The organism is Chryseobacterium phosphatilyticum (assembly GCF_002899825.2).
Lineage (GTDB): Bacteria > Bacteroidota > Bacteroidia > Flavobacteriales > Weeksellaceae > Chryseobacterium > Chryseobacterium phosphatilyticum.
This window is the reverse complement of the sequence record NZ_PPED02000002.1, coordinates 189992-209109: the sequence shown is the minus strand read 5'-3', so window position 1 is coordinate 209109 and position 19118 is coordinate 189992. Positions and strand designations below refer to the sequence as shown.

The following is a 19118-nucleotide window of genomic DNA, read 5'->3' as shown; positions in this document are numbered from 1 at the left end:
TGAATTAATATGTGATTTAAGAAAAAATTCTTAAGCCTGCTCTTCTTTGCTAAGTGCTCTTTGCTTGTAAGCAGCTTTCAACTTAGATTGTCTCAAAGTTACAGAAGGCTTGATAAACGCTTGTCTAGATCTTAATTGACGAACTGTACCTGTTTTATCAAATTTTCTTTTGTATTTTTTTAAAGCTCTGTCGATGGATTCACCATCTTTAACTGGAATTATTAACATATTTTACATCTCATTTTGGATTGCAAAAGTACTTTTTTTTTCATTAACTGCAAAATATTCCTTAAAACTTTTTTTCAAAATCAAAAAAAATACTGTATTAAGCCGAGTTTAATGTAAAAACCAGGAGTTATTTTAATAAAAAAGAAATAAATCAATTAATCTCCTACACACCTATTTATCTTATACACAACACCCTCATTATCAATAAGTATTAAAAAAATACATTTGTAAAATCAAACAAAAACCAATGAAAAAAAAACTACTTCTGTATTCTCTTATTCTTTTATTTTGTATAAATAATACACTCTTATCTCAAACATATCAATTAACGGGAAATCCTGTAAATACAACCGGATGGACCATAGTCCCAAGCACCATAGTAAGTGGAGATTTCGTTAGACTTGTTGACGATCAACCAGGTAAATCAGGAGCTATAAATCTGAACGCACCAATCAATCTACGATATTGTGATAAATGGAAAGTTGAATTTGACTTCAGAATTGATGGAAACGGGACATCCAGTTTTGGAAGAGGAGACGGTTTTGCTTTCTGGTATCTTGCCAATCCTCCAACAGGATTTGTATCAGGCGGTGGATTAGGGATACCTGCCAATGCTTCTGGCCTGATGGTTGGTTTTGATATTTTCAATAATAGTAATGAAAGGCAAATGAGTAAGGTCCATATTTTATATGGTACAAATAATACTGCGGGAAATAATATAGAATTCAATAATACACCCGGAAGCTCATTCCATTCTGCCGACCTCAACTCAACACAGCCTTTTGTAGGTTCTACATATAAACACGTTGAAGTAACCGGGCAAATAGACCAAGCAAATATGGCAAACTGGATCATCACCGTGCGGATCGACGGCAATCTTATTACCACCCAGTCTTTTGCTCCCTCAGGAGGAGCCGCCAATATGACACAGGGATACTTTGGTTTTTCTGCATCGACAGGAGGAGCGTCAGCTAGAAGTTCCGTTAAAAACGTTAAAATTTACACGGATAAAATTCCTGTTCTTCAAAGTACTATTACGAAATCATTCTGTCCCGGAAACAATACGGTAGATCTAACTTCTTTCAATGCTCAGCTTACTTCCAATCCAAACAATTATACTTTTACTTATTATGTTCAGGGAAGCTCAACTCCTATTGTCAATCCTAGTAATTTTCAGTTTAATTCAAACACAACGATTATCGTTTTCATTAAAGACAATGCACAATCATTATGTGATAATTCAGATAGCAAAATACAGCTTGTTATCACTCCGGCCCCTCCCCCTACAATTACCGCTTCCTCTCCTACTATCTGCTATGGGGGGAATATCACTCTCACATCCAATCAACCCACAGGAAACACATGGTCGACAGGAGAAACAACACCATCCATTACAATAACAACTCCCGGAACCTATACACTCACCAATAGCACAACGGGATGCATTAGTTCCCCGGCTTCCGTTACTATTACAGGCGAAGCTGATCCGAATATACAAATTACAGGAAATTTTATTCTTTGCGAGACACCAACACAACTTACCGCTTCTTCAACTGGCACGGGAAATACCTACTCATGGTCCAACGGAACAACAGGAAACACCACCTCAGTTTCAACACCGGGAACTTATTCAGTAACGGCGACGACACCAGCAGGATGTCAGTATCAGAAATCAGTTACCGTTACTCAGGGAAATGTTCCGGTAGTGCAAAATTCCACTCTAAGCCAATGTTCAAATTCATCAACAGCGACTTTCGATCTTACTTCAGCTCAAAATAACCTTAGTTCAACTCCTGGTGTTACTTTTGATTATTACGTATCTCAGGCTGATGCCATAGCCGGAAACACCAACACAATTACCAATCCGAATGCCTATGTATCAGGAAATGCAATCATTTATGTAAGGGTAAAATCTTCCACAACATGCGCCAAGATTGCGGAACTTCAACTTACAATCACAACTACCACAACCCCAGTAATAACCGCTTCATCTCCTACTATTTGTTATGGAGGAAATATCATTCTTACCTCCAACCAATCTACCGGAAACACATGGTCGACAGGAGAAACAACACCATCTATTACCGTTACAACTCCAGGAACGTATACCCTCATCAATAATACAACAGGGTGTATCAGCTTACCGGCTTCCATAACTATTACCAGTGAATCCGATCCTAATATACAAATTACAGGAAATTTTGTTTTTTGCGAGACACCAACACAACTTACCGCTTCTTCAACTGGCACGGGAAATACCTACTCATGGTCCAACGGAACAACAGGAAACACCACCTCAGTTTCAACACCGGGCACTTATTCAGTAACAGCAACGACACCAGCAGGATGTCAGTATCAGAAATCAGTTACCGTTACTCAGGGAAATGTTCCGGTAGTGCAAAATTCCACTTTAAGTCAATGTTCAAATTCATCAACAGCAACTTTCGATCTTACTTCAGCTCAAAATAACCTTAGTTCCACTCCTGGTGTTACTTTTGATTATTACGTATCTCAGGCTGATGCTATCGCTGGAAATGCAAACACAATTACCAATCCAGCAGCCTATGTATCGGGAAATGCTACAATATATGTGAGAATAAAATCTATGCCCTGCTATAAAATTGCAGAGCTTCAATTAATTGTCAATTCAAAACCCTCTCCTATCATTTCTGCTTCAGCTAATGCAATATGCAATGGCAATAGTGTCATCTTAACCTCCAATTTATCTGCAGGAAACACATGGTCAACAGGAGAAACAACTCCATCTATTACAGTCAGTACAGCCGGAACATATACGTTAACCAATAATAACGGAACATGTACAAGCAATCCGGTAAGCATTACAATTACATCGGGCACTGATCCCAATCTTCAGATTAGCGGGTCCACAACTTTCTGTCAAGGTACATCTACTACATTAACCGCAACCGCAACAGGCACAGGAAACACTTTTTTCTGGTCTAACGGTGTCAATACTGCTACTAATACAATAACAGCACCGGGAACATACACCGCAACAGTAACAACAGCGGTAGGATGTCAATATCAAAAGTCAGTCACTGTAACAATGGATCCTTCAATAATTATCAATATTGCTACCCCAGCTGAAATCACCTGTACTACTTCACAAATCACCTTAGATGCTACATCTTCTGTTTATCAGCCCGGTGCAACATTCTTATGGACTGCTACAGGTGGAGGAAATATTGTTTCAGGAGGCAATACTCTTACTCCGGTCATCAATAATAGTGGTAATTATACTCTCAGAATTACCAGTGCAACACCTAATGGATGCAGCCAGCAATCTTCTATTACTGTCATAAGAAATACAGCTCCCCCAACAATTATACTTTCATCATCCAAACTTACCATTTGCAAGGGTGAATCTGTTACTATAACAGCAACCGGAGCCACCTCCTATATATGGAATACTCTTCCCGGAATCGGAAATACACAAACAGTAAACCCAACGACGACGACGACCTATTCTGCCACCGGAACCGGAGCTAATGGCTGTACATCCACTGCCAGCATTACAATTACTGTTGTTCCTGAAATTGTATCAACATTACATAATATTGAGGTTTGCCAGGGAGATACTGCAATTTTAGATGCAGGTACAGGTCCTGGTTACACATACCAATGGAATACCGGTGCCACTACACAAACTATCAGTGTAAGCACCTCAGGAACCTACACCGTAATAATCAATAACAGATCTTGCTCAAAAACATTTAATGCTACCGTTTCATATATTCCAACTCCAAAGATTCTGGAAATACTGTATAAAGATCCGGTTTTAACCATTATTGCAAAAAAAAACGGAACTACTCCATTAGAATATTCTATCGATGACGGAATTACCTGGCAATCTTCTCATATTTTCCAGGTTCTCAGAAATACAAAATATCCTATTTCTGTAAGAAACAAAGGGGTAACTTGTCTTTCTCGCACCGAATATTACACTTTTTTCATGGCTAATATAATCACTCCTAATGGAGATGGAATTAATGATGTTATTGATTTTAGTGCCATCAGTAAATATGGAAATTTTAACGGAGGAATTTTTGATCGGTATGGGAAATCTGTCTTTAAGATCAGTTCAAAAAATCCCGTATGGGACGGTAAATACCTTGGAAGACCCCTCCCTACTGACACTTACTGGTATAAATTATCATGGGAAAACCGACTAACTGAGAAACCGGAAGAACTTTCCGGATGGGTACTCTTAAAAAACAGGGAATAAAACCTGAAAGTATTAACAACGTTCCCCTTCTTTTTATGAGTGAACCAGCCCTTAATTAAACATAATGACTATAATTTAAAAAAGCTATGAATAGTATTAACGGTATTTGAACAAAATAATTTATCTTTGCACTCACTTTATTCATGGGGTTGACTGGTTTCGACAGCAAGACCAATGGGTAAGTAAGCATGCAGAGAACCGTAGCGCGATCTCTTTAATCCCTTGCTACAAAATTTTAACTGGCAACGAAGAGTTCGCTCTTGCAGCTTAATATCGAAGTATAGTAGATCAAGCGTTTTCCCGAAGATTTCAGTAGGGAAGCAAGATATTCCACAAATGCTCTGTTCTGCGGCGTTTGATTCTGGGATATAGGAATGCGGAAATAAGGCTGTAGAAACTTCGGCTACAACACGAAAACTTAGAAGATAAGCTGGGAGTTGGGTGTCTATCCTCTGCTTTCAGTCGAAAACCAATGGTAGAATAAGCATGTAGAAAGCTTATGTATTGCTTGTTTGGACGAGGGTTCGAATCCCTCCAACTCCACCAAAAAAAGAGAATCTAAATTTTAGATTCTCTTTTTTATTCTCAATAGCAGCCTTATGATAGCAGCTTACTCGGTGATAATCCAAATTGTTTTTTAAAGACAAAGGAAAAATGAGAGAGATCCTCAAATCCCAGATCAATATAAATTTCAGATGCTTTTTTTCCTTTTTCTAAAAGATATCGGGCTTCCTGCAATCTCTTTTGAAGCAGCCATTTTCCGGGAGCTACTCCAAATATTTTTTCAAAATCTCTTTTAAAAGTAGCCAGGCTTCTTCCCGTAAGATAAGCAAACCGATCAAGCTTCACGTTAAAATGATAATTCCTGAGCATAAATTCCTCAAGATTAATTTTATACGGGTCTGAAATATCGTATAAAATGTTTTTAAAAGAAATATCATATTCAAATAAGAGTAATAATGCCTCTTTCTGCTTAACCAAAGCAAGTTCAGGGGATTTATTTTCCAGCAAATCCTGATATTGTAACAGGGATTCCATAAAGTATCTTAAATGAGAAACCTGAGGTAACTCAATAAAAGCTGGTGTTTTTATTTTTTCCTGAACCACAAAGTGCTCTTCAGTACTCATTTGGTTTAATAATCTTTCATCAAATCTAATGGATAGAGATTTGAATTCCGTTTCTTTTCCTGGTTTTTTCAAAAACTTTATAAGCTGGTTTTTTCTTACCAGATAAACATCTCCACTTCGAAACACTTGCCTATGCACTCCGCCATTAAGCTCCATTTCTCCTGAAATCACCATAGACAAGGCATTGTAAGAAGCAAACTGTTCCCCTTCACGAAAAGCAGTAAAGTAACATGAATAGTTGATATACTCTAAGTTTTCAGCCATTTTTATACTATTAAATAAATAGATTCAAGCCAAAAAGTTTCGACCTGACTGTTAAATATAATATTTTTATTTTTTTATATTAAAATTGATTTTAATTCTAAATATTCTTCCAGGCCATAAGCCCCAAACTCTCTTCCTATTCCTGATTGTTTAAAACCTCCGAAAGGTGCCAGGGGGTCATGTTTAAAACCATTGATACAAATCCTGCCTGCTTCGATCCTTGAAGCTACATTCACTGCGCGTCTCTCGTCCTGTGAGGAAATATAGGCAGCTAATCCGTATGTAGTATCGTTGGCAATGGCAATAGCTTCTTCGTCATTATGATAAGGAATAATAGACAGTACAGGGCCAAAAATTTCTTCTCTGGCAATTCTCATATCGTTTCGTACATTCGTAAAAATGGTAGCCTTAACAAAATTTCCATTTTCAAAACCTTCAGGCTTTCCTATTCCTCCAGCCAATAGTTCAGCTCCTTCTTCTATTCCAATCTTAATGTAGTTTTGTACACGCTCATACTGCTTTTCGGACACCATGGGACCAACGTTCGTTTCTTCATCTTCGGGATTTCCTACCCGCACCTGTTCCACGGCTATTTTAGCTATTGCATTTACTTCTTCTAGTTTTGAATAAGGAACTAATAAACGTGTAGGGGCAATACATGCCTGGCCGCTATTCATATAAGCCGCAAAAACAGCCTGAGGAATAACCTGTGTTAAATCAGCATCATCAAGGATAATATTTGGTGATTTCCCTCCCAATTCCAGCGTCACCCTTTTCATAGTATCTACCGCACCCTTTGCAATCATTTTGCCCGTCTGTGTGGAGCCTGTAAATGATATTTTGGAGATATCCGGGCTGCTTACAATCTCAGTTCCAACTACATTTCCCAAACCATTTACTACATTAAAAATTCCTTTAGGTAATCCCGCACTATGAAAGCATTCTATAATAATCCGGGTTTGCAATGCACTCATCTCACTGGGTTTTACGACAACCGTACAGCCCGCAGCAACAGCAGTAGCAAATTTGTTGCAGATAAAACTGTTACTGGAGTTCCATGGGGTAATAATTCCCACTACACCCACAGGAGTCATCTGCACTGAAGTATTCCCTTCCTTTCTGACAAATTCAAAATGTCTCAGAGTCTCTATCATACTGTCGAAGCCACTTATCATATTTTGAAAACTAGCCGTACAAAACTGTCTGGTACCACCATATTCCAAAATCATGGTCTCAATAAGATCTTTTTTGCGGTTTTTCACGGCACTTTTAAGATTATTAAGAATAAGAATACGTTCTTCAATGCTGGTTCTTGAGAATGTTTTAAAAGCTTCCTTTGCAGCAGCAATGGCTTGTTGTGCGTCTATTTCGTTTCCCAGTACAACTTCTCCGATCTTCTGATGATCCGAAGGATTAATAAGTTCAAAAGTTTCATGACCAGTCAACGTTACAAATTCACCGTTGATATAAGCTTTGTCTATGCTTTCCATATGTGTCTATTTTAATTTTACAGAACAAATTTCTGATAATAATCACTTTCGACCTTTGTTGTAAAGCTCAACTTAGCTTTGTTAAAAAGCTCACAAATCTGTATTCATCCTGAAAGCAATGATGATGATCTTGATATCATAAAAAAGACCCCGGTATCGGGCCTCTTTTATTTCAGCTGTTTATAAAATTCATATAATTCTTCTATATTCTCAGAACAAAGTATCCGAACAGCTCGTTCAAGCACCTGTTCATCCCACTCCCACCATTTCATTTCCAGCAGTAATCCAATGTGGTAATCGCTGAATCTTTTCTTTATGGGTTTGGCAGGATTACCACCTACAATGGTATAGGGTTCTACATTTTTCGTGACCAATGCACGGCTTCCGATCACGGCACCATCGCCTATTGTAATTCCCGGCATGATCATAGCCTCTCCTCCAATCCAGACATCATTTCCTATGATGGTATCTCCGGCAGGTTCAAAAGCGTCTTTACTATTTTTGAAGCTGTCAACTTCAGACATATATAAAGAAAGGAAAACTGGAAATCCAGTCATGACGATGTCCCTGATTTCCACACATAATAAAACTTACTCCTGTTCCTATAGAACAATAAGATCCTATAATTAGTTTATCCACATCATCTCTGTCAAGAAGATAGCGCGCGCAATCGTCAAAGGAATGTTCGTGATAGTATCCAGAATAGTAAGAATATTTACCTGCAATAATATTAGGATTCTGAATATGGTCTTTTATGATTTTGCCTTTAAAAGGACTTTCAAAGAAATTTTTCATTTTGATAGCTTTATACAATTAATACTGAGAACAGTTAATGAACTGCTCTTTTACAAAGTTTGATGTATTATTTCAGAAAAGCTAACGTGTTAATTTCATAGTATACAAATATAGAGATTATTTCATCCAATATTACTTATATAATGTTGTATACGTCAAAATATACAAGAAAAATATCACTTATTTTTAAAAAAACCTTTATCAAATATCGTTTTTTATCTTTCTTCATTTTAGAAAATGATCTTGTATGGAACAGAATCCGAAAATTTCTATCCTACTTATTTTTACACCTGATCATGGAAGTTTTGATATCTACCGTCAAAGCAAAAATATAACCTACTGAAAACTAAAAGACTAAAGTAGCAAGAGCTAAAATGAAGTCCTCCTGTCCACAAAAAAGACTAAAAAAATGTTTTATCGTAAAGAATTTTATATATTTGCACCATCTAACAATTAAAAAAAATAATTTACTATGTCAGACATTGCATCAAGAGTAAAAGCTATCATCGCTGATAAGCTTGACGTTGAAGAAACAGAAGTAACTCCTGAAGCTAGCTTCACTAACGATTTAGGAGCTGACTCACTAGATACGGTTGAGTTAATCATGGAATTTGAAAAAGAATTTAACATTCAAATCCCTGATGATCAAGCTGAAAAAATTACTACGGTAGGACACGCTATCGCTTACATCGAAGAAGTAGTAAATAAATAATATTCTTCAACAAAAAAGAAATTAAACAAAGTTTATGGAATTAAAAAGAGTAGTTGTAACCGGGTTTGGAGCAATAACACCAATTGGAAATAATGCAAAAGAATACTGGGAAAATCTTGTGAAAGGTGAGAGCGGTGCCGCTCCGATTACTCTTTTTGATGCCACAAACTTTAAAACGAAGTTCGCTTGCGAAGTGAAAAATTTCGATCCGTTACAGCATTTTGATAAGAAAGAAGCTAAAAAAATGGACCGAAATACTCAATTGGGGCTTGTGGCAGCTAAAGAAGCTGTGGCACATTCCGGAATTATTGAAGACAATGTTGATAAAAACAGAGTCGGTGTAATCTGGGGTTCCGGAATCGGAGGTTTAGAGACTTTTGAAACAGAGGTATTAGGATGGGCCAATACGGAAATTCCGAGGTTTAATCCATTCTTTATCCCTAAAATGATCGCGGATATTACTCCGGGACATATCTCTATTGAATACGGTTTCCATGGTCCAAATTATACCACAGTATCTGCATGCGCATCTTCAGCAAACGCTATTATTGATTCCAAAATGCTGATCCAACTGGGAAAAGCAGACGTGATTGTGTGCGGAGGCTCAGAAGCAGCCGTTACAGCAAGTGGTGTCGGTGGATTCAATGCAATGATGGCACTTTCTACAAGAAATGACGATCCTAAAACAGCTTCAAGACCTTTTGATAAAGACAGAGATGGATTTGTATTGGGTGAGGGAGCAGGATGCATCGTTCTTGAAGAATATGAGCACGCGGTAAAACGTGGTGCCACAATTTATGCAGAATTACTTGGAGGTGGGCTAAGTGCTGATGCACACCACATGACAGCTCCACATCCTGAAGGCCTTGGTGCTTATCTGGTAATGAAAAACTGTTTGGAAGATGCAGGCTTAACTGCTGATGAAGTAGACCATATCAATATGCACGGTACCTCTACTCCATTAGGAGATATCGCAGAATCCAACGCAATTTCGAAATTATTAGGCGAGCATGCTTTTGACATTCAGATTAATTCTACTAAGTCAATGACAGGTCACCTTTTAGGGGCAGCAGGTGTCATTGAAGCTATCGCTGCGTTGGGAACTATTATTCATGGTATTGTTCCTCCTACCATCAACCATTTCACTGATGATGAAAATATTGACAGCAGACTTAACTTTACGTTTAACGATGCTGTGAAGAAAGATGTAAAAGTAGCCATGAGCAATACTTTTGGATTTGGCGGGCATAACGCTTGCGTTCTATTTAAGAAAATCTAAATTCAATGAATGGAGTTACAGAAATACTTTTCTAAATTCCTTCTCAAAAAAAGAAAAAGACAGCTAACGGAAAGAGATTATTTTCTCAGTACCGAACTTAATAAAGTGCTAGGTACAGAGGTTCAAAATATTGCTCTCTACCGTGAGGCTTTTTCTTTGAAAAATTCTTCTAAAAATCAAGACAGCAATTATGAAAGACTTGAATTTTTGGGAGATTCTGTTTTGGGTACAATTATTTCTTGTCATTTGTTCCAGACCTATCCTCAGGCTAATGAAGGGTATCTGACTCAGATGAAATCTAAGATTGTTAATAGGAAAAACCTTAATAAATTAGGAGAAGACCTTAAACTTACCAACCTTTTGCAAAAGCAAAACAGTTCTGCAGCTTTAGGGGAAAACATCTGCGGAAACTTATTTGAAGCTTTAATAGGTGCTGTTTACCTTGATTTCCAATATGATACTTGCAGAAAGATCATTCTGGAAAAACTGCTGACGCCTTCTGAAATCAATAAACTTGAAAACAAAATTGTCAGCTACAAAGGTCTCCTGCTTGAATGGAGTCAGAAAAAGAAGGTCAATATAAAGTATGAAACCTGTGAAGAAGTGCAGGTTAATAAATCGGTCGTCTTCAGGTGCCATGTATGGCTGGGAGAAGAAAAGATTGCTAATGCAGTAGAAACTTCTAAAAAGAAAGCAGAGGAAAAGGCGGCACAAAGGGCATTTTATATTTTAAATAAAAAAGAAAATATACTTGGAAATTCAAAAACTTTATGATCTGGATGATATAGAATTTGAAGATATTGCCATAGGATTGGTAAGATTAGCAAAAGATATACCCGCTCATGAGTTTTTCTATAAAATAAATCAAAGTAACAACCTCAGTTTCTCAAGAAAGAAAGATCTTGTCTTTCATGGGGATTATTATGATTATTTTTTTCCAAGATTTGAGGGCTACCACAAGTTTTCAAAGACAGCTTTTACCTTTATTTCAAACAAATCTTCTGAAAGTAAGCAAAAAAAAGTTCAGACTGAGCTCTTTACAGAAGAAGAAAACATTAAATTTTTATTAAATAATCAGGTAGATGTAGAATATATTCTGCATAGTTCGGAACAGTTTCCTGATTTTTCCGTAATTTTGCTCCCTGAAAATCTTGTGTTTCCAATTCAAGATTATACACTGAGTTCTGATGAAGAACTTTATCAAATTATCCAATATTATGAATAAGTATTTAAAGAAGACAAAAATTATCGCAACACTAGGGCCTGCTTCATCGTCGAAGGAGGTAATGTTAGATTTAATGAAAGCGGGTGTTGATATTTTCAGAATAAATTTTTCACATGCAGATTACGACTTAGTTCGAAAAAATATTGAAATAATTAGAGAACTAAACAGCGAGTATGGGTATTCAGTGGGTATTCTGGGAGATCTTCAGGGACCGAAGCTAAGAGTAGGTGTTGTAAAAGAAGGGTCTTACTTAAACCCTGGAGATATACTTACTTTCACCAATGAAAAGATGGAAGGTGATTCTACCAAGGTTTATATGACTTACCAACAGTTTCCTCAAGATGTAAAAGTAGGGGAAAGAATCCTTATCGATGATGGTAAGCTTGTATTGGAGGTTACTGAAACAAATGAAAAGGATACGGTAAAAGCTAAAACAATTCAGGGGGGACCACTAAGTTCTAAAAAAGGAGTTAACCTTCCTAATACTCAGGTATCTCTTCCTGCATTGACAGAGAAAGACGTTCAGGACGCTAACTTCATGATGGACATGGAGGTAGACTGGATTGCCCTTTCTTTCGTCCGTCATGCACAGGACATCATTGATTTAAAAGAATTAATTGCTAAACATCCAAACGGTAAGTTCAAAACTCCGATCATTGCGAAGATTGAAAAACCGGAAGGGGTTAAAAATATTGAAGAAATTTTAGTTGAATGTGATGGATTAATGGTTGCTCGTGGTGATCTGGGAGTAGAAGTTCCGATGGAGGAAGTTCCCGCCATCCAGAAAAATCTGGTAGAAAAGGCAAGATTCTTCTCTAAACCTGTTATCATCGCAACACAGATGATGGAAACCATGATCAACAGCTTAACACCAACAAGAGCCGAGGTTAATGATGTTGCCAACTCTGTATTGGACGGTGCTGATGCCGTAATGCTTTCCGGAGAAACCTCCGTAGGTAGATATCCTGTACAGGTTGTGGAAAATATGGCTAAAATTGTAAAGAACATTGAAACCACTCATTTCTACCAACATAAAAATGAGCCGATTGAGAAGGACTATAACTGTATTGATGAGAGATTCATTACCAATAGAGTATGTCTTGCAGCGGTAAGAATTGCTAAAACGACTAATGTTTCGGCTATTGTAACCCTTACCCATTCTGGATATACAGCTTTCCAGTTAGCAGCGCACAGACCCAATTCGCAAATCATTGTTTACAGTGGAAATAAAAGAGTCATTACGATGCTGAACCTTCTTTGGGGAGTACATGCCTATTATTATGACATGAAAAAATCTACTGACGAAACAATCATTCAGGTAAATATGCTGACACACAACTACGGTTATATTGAAACAGGTGACTTCGTTATCAACATCAATGCAACTCCGTCGTATGAAGGTGGAAAAACAAATACGCTTAGATTGACGACTGTATAATAAGCAAAATTACTTTTTGTTAAAGTATAAAAGACTCCCGGAAATTAATTTCCGGGAGTCTTTTTTATCATAAGTGCAAATGCGTTAATTACCTACAATCGTTCTTGCTGTTACAAATTCCTTCAAGGCCAGTAGAGACAACTCTGTTCCATACCCCGAAGCCTTTGATCCACCGAATGGAAAACGCGGGTCGGAACTTGTCATTCTGTTAATGTTTACAGTTCCGGATTCAAGGTTTTCAATAAAGAATAATTGGCGAGCCTTATCTTGAGTCCAGACAGAATTTGAAAGTCCGAAAGGAATATCATTGGCAATCTGCAACGCTTCTTCATCGCTTTTAGCAATCATCACCATTCCAAGAGGTCCGAAAAGTTCTTCTTTTAGAATTGGGTTTCCTTCCTGAACCCGAATTAAACCTGGTTTAAATTCATTTTCTGAGATTCTTTCTAAAGGAATAATAATTTCCGCCCCATTTTCCAGAGCTCTGTTGAATTGTGCTTCAAGCTCATCAGCAAGATCAGGTCTGGCCATTCCGGCTAATTTAGTTTCCCTGTTTAGAGGATCTCCTATTTCATATTTTTTATATTCTTCGATGAAGATAGGTAAGAAGTCCTCTTCCACTTTTTCATCAATAATAAATCTTTTTGCTGCAGTACAGGTTTGCCCACAGTTTTGCAGCCTTGACTTGACCCCGGCTTTTGCAGCGCTTTCCAGATCAGCATCTTCAAAGATGATAAAAGCATCACTTCCTCCTAATTCAAGTAAGGATTTTTTGATATTTAAACCAGCTATAGAAGCCACTTCACCTCCTGCTTTTCCACTGCCTGTAAGACTCACTCCTTTTACAGTATCGTGCTCAAGAATTTCTTTTACAGCTTTATGACCAACTTCTAAGTTCTGGAAAACACCTTCCGGGAAACCTGCTTCCAAAAGAACTTCTTCAATTGCATTTCCACTTCCAAAACAAATTGAAGCGTGCTTTAATACGACTGTATTTCCTGCCAGAATTGCAGGAGTAGCAAATCTTAATACCTGCCAGAAAGGAAAATTCCAAGGCATGACTCCCAAAATAACTCCCTTAGGAACATAATGAACTTCTGAATAAGCAAATTCAGATTCAATTTTCTCGGCCTTTAAAATATTCTCTGCATCGGCATAATAATTCATCATCAGTGCACACTTCTCAACCTCAGCAATCGATTCCGAGATGGGTTTATTCATTTCAGTGGTAATGATTCTGCCAAATTTTTCTGAATTATTTTTTAAGATTTCTGCTGCTTTTGCAATTAACTTCTGCCTTTCCTCAAACGGCACTTTTCTCCATACTGAAAACGCTTTATCTGCTTTAATAAGCTTGCTTTCAATTACTTGTTCCATAATATAATTTCTGTTTTAAATTCAGTTAATGAATTTATGAGCGCTTTTAATTTAAAAGCACGGATAAAATCAGCAAATTCTGTTCCTTAGGGCTCTATAAAATAGTGATTTTCTCTATCGGAAGAATATAATTTTATCTTACATCATTAACCATTCATTCACAAGACATGCTGCCAGTCTTGCCGTCCTGTCCTGAATATCAAAAGACGGGTTTACTTCAGCCACATCAAGTGCAACCAGTTTTTTATTCTTTAAAATATGCCTGTAAAAATGCATAAAGGTTGCATCTGCAAAGATACCATTATATGCGGAAGCAGAAACCCCCGGAGCGATCGATGCATTAAAAACATCCATACAAATGGTTAAATAGGCGAAATCAACATTGTTCAACAGATCATCGATACGTTGATAGATTGAGGGAAGATTCTCAAAAAAGAGTTCATCTGCAAGGATGTATTTCATTCCATATTGATGAGCGGTATCAAAAAGTTTTAGGGTATTTGAGTTTCTCTGAATTCCGATATGTAAAGAATTGATAGGGCCTTCCTGAGCAATCTGCCAGAATCCGGTTCCTGAACTTGGGCCTATTCCATTTTCAGGTTGCCTGTTATCAAAATGGGCATCAATATTAATGATTCCAATTTTTTGCTCAGGAAAGGCAGTTTTTACCCCCAGATAGTGCGCATAAGTAACTTCGTGCCCTCCACTCAGGACAAGAGATTTTCCTCCCTTTAAAAGGACCTTAGAAACATTTTTGGCAAGGTTATTCTGAGCATTCTCTAAATTGCCATCTTCACAGGTGATATTTCCAAAATCAAGCAATGAGAAATCAGGAATAATCACCGGGAAATTAGACATATTTTTCCTGATCACATCCGGTGCCTCTTTGGCCCCCTGACGGCCCTTGTTTCTCCTGACTCCTTCATCCACGGCAAAACCATGCAAAACGAAATCATTCGTTGAAACATTGTCATAATTGTGTTCTTCCTGTACTCTCTGAAATAGTCTATGGAAGAGAAGTTCTTCTCCATCCAATCTACCCTGCCAAATATTTTGAAACATAATTCTTTAAAGATTCAATTTTAGTTGCATCATTATCTCCAGTAAAGCTAGCTAATATTGTTTAGAAATAAAAGTGACTTTAACATATTATGTAAAGAATTCATTATTAAAACGATAGTTGTCTTTTATTCTATATCGATGCTATCATTACGGCTTATAAACATTTCATTTATCTTTCCCTAACTCATCTCCCAAAAGTCTTTCTGCGTGTTTTACTTCCCGGTATAATATTTAAAATATTGCCAGTATTTATCTTTAAAAATTCTCACTGAGATGTTATACTCCGGATTGTTTCTTTTTATGATATTAAAAACTTTAGAGATCTTTCTGAAATCCTTGCCTGCAAAATAACTTTCTTTGATGTTATCCGCACTTTCCCGCCCAATATATAAATATCCGTGTACTTTTAATTCTTCAATAGCCAGATCTTCGATATCACTTAATTTTTCAAAATCATCTTTTTCAGGAAGACCATCATTATGATCACCATTATAATGAAATTTAAGTACTGAAATCCATGGATAGGAAGCTTTTGCATCATACTCCAGCAAGTGCATATTCATGCAGGCAATGAGTGGTCTGCCATTTTCAAGATCAGCTCTAAGGATAGAAAACTCGTCCTCGTCATCAGTTCTTTTAACACTTTTATATTTTTCAGTGAATTCTCTTTCTCTCCATAATAGAAAATCCTGTAGTTTTTCAATAGGAACAAGGTCTTTTTCAGCCTGATCTATTCCTATCACTCTGAATGTATCAATTTGTGTCGCAAAGTTTAATTCTCCTAAAAAGTTATCTAAAAACAGACAAACTCCGGTGGTGATGGCGTCTTTATTCTTAGCATTACCATGATACACAAAAACAAGATCAATTTCATCCTGATAATCTTCAAGTTCATTAGAATAGAAAGAAATATTATCTTTTGAGAACGAATAATCTCCCATCCCAACACTAACTTTCTGAATATCCATTGCCGGCTTTAAGGCTGTAAATTTCCAATGGCCCATTTTAGGAGCTGCCTCAATCAATTCTTCCGCAAAGACTATATTTGCTATTTCTCCGTCTACGGTAATAATCAGCTCAGCGGTTACATCATCAGACATTCCTGTCAGGAAGTAATATCCATCCTTTATATTGTTCAGCTTAGAAGCAATGATCTCAAAAAAATCTTTTTCAATGGTTCCCTGCCCTCCTTCTTTAACAATCTGGTAGAAGTCTTTTTCGTGTGTTAAAAACCAATTCCAAAAATCTGTATACTGTTTTTCCTCCATAGCCTTTACCACAATTGTTTGTAATTAATCAACAATATTCCCGTCAATATAGATATGCTCAGCTTTTACACTTCCCTGGTTATAAAGTACGTTTTGGAAATTATTCGTTTTAAAAGTGACAAAATCAGCTTTCTTACCTGCCTCCAATATCCCTCTGTCTTCAAGATTAAGGGCAAAAGCTGCACGAAAAGTCATTCCGGCCAAAACCTCTGCAGTTGTCAGTTTTTGGAAAGTTGCTAAAATGGAGGCCTGGGTAATTAAATTCCCCATTGGAGCAGATCCGGGATTCCAGTCACTTGCAATAGCTACAATAGCTCCTGCATCCAGTAATTTTCTTGCCGGGGTAAATTTTTCGCCCAGTCCTAAACTTGCTCCCGGAAGTGCTGTAGCCACTGTATTGGATTCTGCCAGAAACTGAATATCTTCATCAATTGTTGCTTCCAGATGGTCTGCTGATTTCGCTCCTACTTCTATGGCAATTCGGGAACTTCCCGGTGTGAACTGGTCTGCATGAACAGTAATTTCAAAACCTAAATCTTTAGCTTTAAGTAAAAACGCTTTACTTTCTTCCGGTTGAAATGCTGATTTCTCAATAAAGATATCCACACGGCTGGCAAGATTTTCTTCTTTTACTTTTGGCAAAATCTGAGTAAGAATATAGTCCAGATATTCGGGATTACTTCCTTCAAAATCTCTTGGCTTCAAATGGGCAGAAAGACAGGTCGGAACTAGGGTTGCTCTTGTTTCCTGTTGCGCTTTTTTAATAATTCTAAGCATTTTAAGCTCATTTTGCACATCCAGTCCGTAACCACTTTTTACTTCAATGGTCGTAATTCCCAACTCAACCAGGAAATGAATTCTCTCTAATAAAGTTCTTAATAATTCGTCTTCTGACGCATTTCTTGTGTGTTGTACTGAGCTCCAGATGCCCCCTCCACTTTCAGCAATTTCCAGATAAGTTTTCCCTGCATTACGCATCGCGAAATCATTGGCACGATTTCCCCCAAAACAAATATGAGTATGCGAATCTACAAAGGCAGGAAGCACAATTTGCTCTCCGTCCAACTGTTCAATCTCTATTGTTGGATTTTCATTTTTTAATGCTTCAAAATTTCCGACTTTCTGAATGGTATTGTTATCAACTACAATTCCTCCATCCGTAATGATTTCCAGTTGTTCATCGCTCAATTTTCCTCTTAATGGTAAATTGGCAAGTGTCACAACTTGCTTAAATGGTCCTATTAATTTCATTTATTCAGGCTATGGGTTTAGAGATGAATTACTTTATTCGACAATTTTACATGGTTAGGATTTCTTCAGTATAATAAAATATAGGTACAGTTTTGTCATGCCGAAGAAATCCCTATCATGTACATTAATCATTGACTTCGCAATTCAAATTTAATTTTTCATTTCAAAAATACTTAAAATATCTCAATATATTCAACTTGCTCTGTTTTATAAACTTTCTTCCTCTTCGTGTTTGCTTAAACCTCAAACCTTTTCGCAATCTCCCCTTCAATCTTAACCTAAATTTCCTATCTTTGAGGTAAATGAAATGAATTAATGCCAGATTTTTTACATCCAGATAAGGAAAACTACTCACGCGAGGAGCTGATGCAGGAAGAGCAAATCCGCCCCCAAAGCTTTAAAGATTTTGCGGGACAGAGAAAAACGCTGGAGAACCTTGAAGTTTTTGTTTCCGCTGCCAAAAGACGTGGTGGAGCGCTTGATCATGTTCTTTTACATGGTCCTCCGGGCCTTGGAAAAACCACCCTTGCGAATATTATTGCCAATGAGCTGGGGGTCAACTGTAAGATTACTTCAGGACCTGTATTGGATAAACCAGGAAGTTTAGCCGGTTTATTAACCAATCTGGAAGAAAATGATGTGCTTTTTATTGATGAAATTCACCGTCTTTCTCCCGTTGTAGAAGAGTATCTGTATTCCGCTATGGAAGACTATAAAATTGATATTATGCTGGAGACAGGTCCTAATGCAAGAAGTGTTCAGATCGGACTCAATCCTTTCACCCTTGTAGGAGCGACAACCAGAAGTGGTATGCTTACTAAACCTATGCTTGCCAGATTTGGTATTCAAAGCAGACTGGAGTATTATTCTATTGAACTTTTATCAATGATTATTCAGAGAAGTGCCAGGGTTCTGGGTGTCATTATTTATGAAGATGCCGCCATAGAAATTGCAAGAAGAAGCCGTGGAACTCCAAGGATTGCTAATGCATTATTAAGAAGAGTACGCGACTTTGCTGAAATCAAAGGAAATGGTGAAATTGAGATCAATATTACAAAGTATGCTTTGAATTCTCTTAACGTAGATGAATTTGGTCTTGATGAAATGGACAATAAAATTATGCGAGTGATGATTGAAAATTTCAGAGGAAAACCTGTAGGTATTTCTGCTCTGGCTACCTCTATCGGTGAGAATCCTGAAACCCTGGAGGAAGTGTATGAACCGTTTCTGATCCAGGAAGGTTTTATTATCAGAACGCCGAGAGGAAGAGAAGTAACTGAAAAAGCCTATCAGCATCTCAATATTGCGAGACCTAAAAGTCCCGGAGAACTTTTCTGATTCCAGGCTGATATTTT

Annotated in this window: 14 protein-coding genes, 1 other RNA gene and 1 pseudogene; 8 read left to right on the top strand and 8 right to left on the bottom strand. The window is 37.3% G+C overall.

The features are described 5' to 3' along the window. Positions 1 to 30: 30 nt before the first annotated feature. The gene (rpsU, locus tag C1631_RS08085; RefSeq protein ID WP_045501128.1) at positions 31 to 228 is read right to left on the bottom strand and encodes a 30S ribosomal protein S21; all 198 of its coding nucleotides are present in this window, start codon (positions 226 to 228) and stop codon (positions 31 to 33) included. Positions 229 to 475: 247 nt separating this feature from the next. On the opposite strand from rpsU, the gene C1631_RS08080 reads away from it, so the two are divergent. Further along, positions 476 to 4474 carry an FIDD domain-containing protein gene (locus C1631_RS08080; RefSeq protein ID WP_109711612.1) on the top strand — a complete coding sequence of 1333 codons (3999 nt, stop codon included), beginning with the start codon at positions 476 to 478 and terminating at the stop codon, positions 4472 to 4474. Positions 4475 to 4619: 145 nt separating this feature from the next. Further along, positions 4620 to 5020, top strand: a transfer-messenger RNA (tmRNA) gene (ssrA, locus tag C1631_RS08075). A gap of 51 nt (positions 5021 to 5071) precedes the next feature. Here the strand turns inward: ssrA and C1631_RS08070 are convergent. The 3 genes and pseudogenes from C1631_RS08070 to catB form a co-directional block, all read right to left on the bottom strand. Next, the gene (locus C1631_RS08070; protein WP_109711610.1) at positions 5072 to 5866 is read right to left on the bottom strand and encodes a helix-turn-helix domain-containing protein; all 795 of its coding nucleotides are present in this window, start codon (positions 5864 to 5866) and stop codon (positions 5072 to 5074) included. Between the two features lie 74 nt (positions 5867 to 5940). After that, positions 5941 to 7356 carry an aldehyde dehydrogenase family protein gene (locus C1631_RS08065; RefSeq protein ID WP_103247067.1) on the bottom strand — a complete coding sequence of 472 codons (1416 nt, stop codon included), beginning with the start codon at positions 7354 to 7356 and terminating at the stop codon, positions 5941 to 5943. A gap of 167 nt (positions 7357 to 7523) precedes the next feature. After that, positions 7524 to 8151, bottom strand: a pseudogene (catB, locus tag C1631_RS08060) (type B chloramphenicol O-acetyltransferase). 472 nt (positions 8152 to 8623) lie between these two features. Between catB and C1631_RS08055 the strand changes: the two are divergent. From C1631_RS08055 to pyk, 5 genes are read left to right on the top strand one after another with little or no spacing between them, the layout of a single operon-like run. Continuing rightward, on the top strand, positions 8624 to 8863 hold the full coding sequence (locus tag C1631_RS08055) for an acyl carrier protein (protein ID WP_002976354.1): 240 nt from the start codon (positions 8624 to 8626) through the stop codon (positions 8861 to 8863). Between the two features lie 34 nt (positions 8864 to 8897). After that, positions 8898 to 10142: a beta-ketoacyl-ACP synthase II gene (gene fabF / locus C1631_RS08050; protein ID WP_103247066.1), complete on the top strand. Its 1245-nt coding sequence runs from the start codon at positions 8898 to 8900 to the stop codon at positions 10140 to 10142. A gap of 9 nt (positions 10143 to 10151) precedes the next feature. Then, a complete protein-coding gene (rnc, locus tag C1631_RS08045) occupies positions 10152 to 10916 on the top strand; it encodes a ribonuclease III (protein WP_109711608.1) in 765 nt (254 codons plus the stop codon). Next, positions 10894 to 11367, top strand: coding sequence for an IPExxxVDY family protein (locus tag C1631_RS08040; RefSeq protein ID WP_109711606.1), 474 nt, complete (start codon positions 10894 to 10896; stop codon positions 11365 to 11367). The genes rnc and C1631_RS08040 overlap by 23 nt, the downstream gene beginning before the upstream one ends. Further along, the gene (gene pyk / locus C1631_RS08035) at positions 11360 to 12805 is read left to right on the top strand and encodes a pyruvate kinase (protein ID WP_103247074.1); all 1446 of its coding nucleotides are present in this window, start codon (positions 11360 to 11362) and stop codon (positions 12803 to 12805) included. The genes C1631_RS08040 and pyk overlap by 8 nt, the downstream gene beginning before the upstream one ends. 84 nt (positions 12806 to 12889) lie before the next feature. Here pyk and C1631_RS08030 read toward each other — a convergent pair whose 3' ends face one another. The 4 genes from C1631_RS08030 to hutI all read right to left on the bottom strand — a co-directional run bounded on the left by C1631_RS08030 (position 12890) and on the right by hutI (position 17763). After that, the gene (locus tag C1631_RS08030) at positions 12890 to 14182 is read right to left on the bottom strand and encodes an aldehyde dehydrogenase family protein (RefSeq protein ID WP_109711604.1); all 1293 of its coding nucleotides are present in this window, start codon (positions 14180 to 14182) and stop codon (positions 12890 to 12892) included. Between the two features lie 138 nt (positions 14183 to 14320). After that, positions 14321 to 15244: a formimidoylglutamase gene (gene hutG / locus C1631_RS08025; protein WP_103247063.1), complete on the bottom strand. Its 924-nt coding sequence runs from the start codon at positions 15242 to 15244 to the stop codon at positions 14321 to 14323. Positions 15245 to 15456: 212 nt separating this feature from the next. Continuing rightward, positions 15457 to 16512 (bottom strand): DUF695 domain-containing protein, encoded by a 1056-nt coding sequence (locus C1631_RS08020; RefSeq protein WP_103247073.1) that lies wholly within the window; start codon positions 16510 to 16512, stop codon positions 15457 to 15459. 24 nt (positions 16513 to 16536) lie between these two features. Further along, positions 16537 to 17763 carry an imidazolonepropionase gene (gene hutI, locus C1631_RS08015; protein ID WP_109711602.1) on the bottom strand — a complete coding sequence of 409 codons (1227 nt, stop codon included), beginning with the start codon at positions 17761 to 17763 and terminating at the stop codon, positions 16537 to 16539. Positions 17764 to 18078: 315 nt separating this feature from the next. Between hutI and ruvB the strand changes: the two genes are divergently transcribed. Then, the gene (gene ruvB / locus C1631_RS08010) at positions 18079 to 19101 is read left to right on the top strand and encodes a Holliday junction branch migration DNA helicase RuvB (protein WP_109711600.1); all 1023 of its coding nucleotides are present in this window, start codon (positions 18079 to 18081) and stop codon (positions 19099 to 19101) included. Positions 19102 to 19118 lie beyond the last annotated feature (17 nt).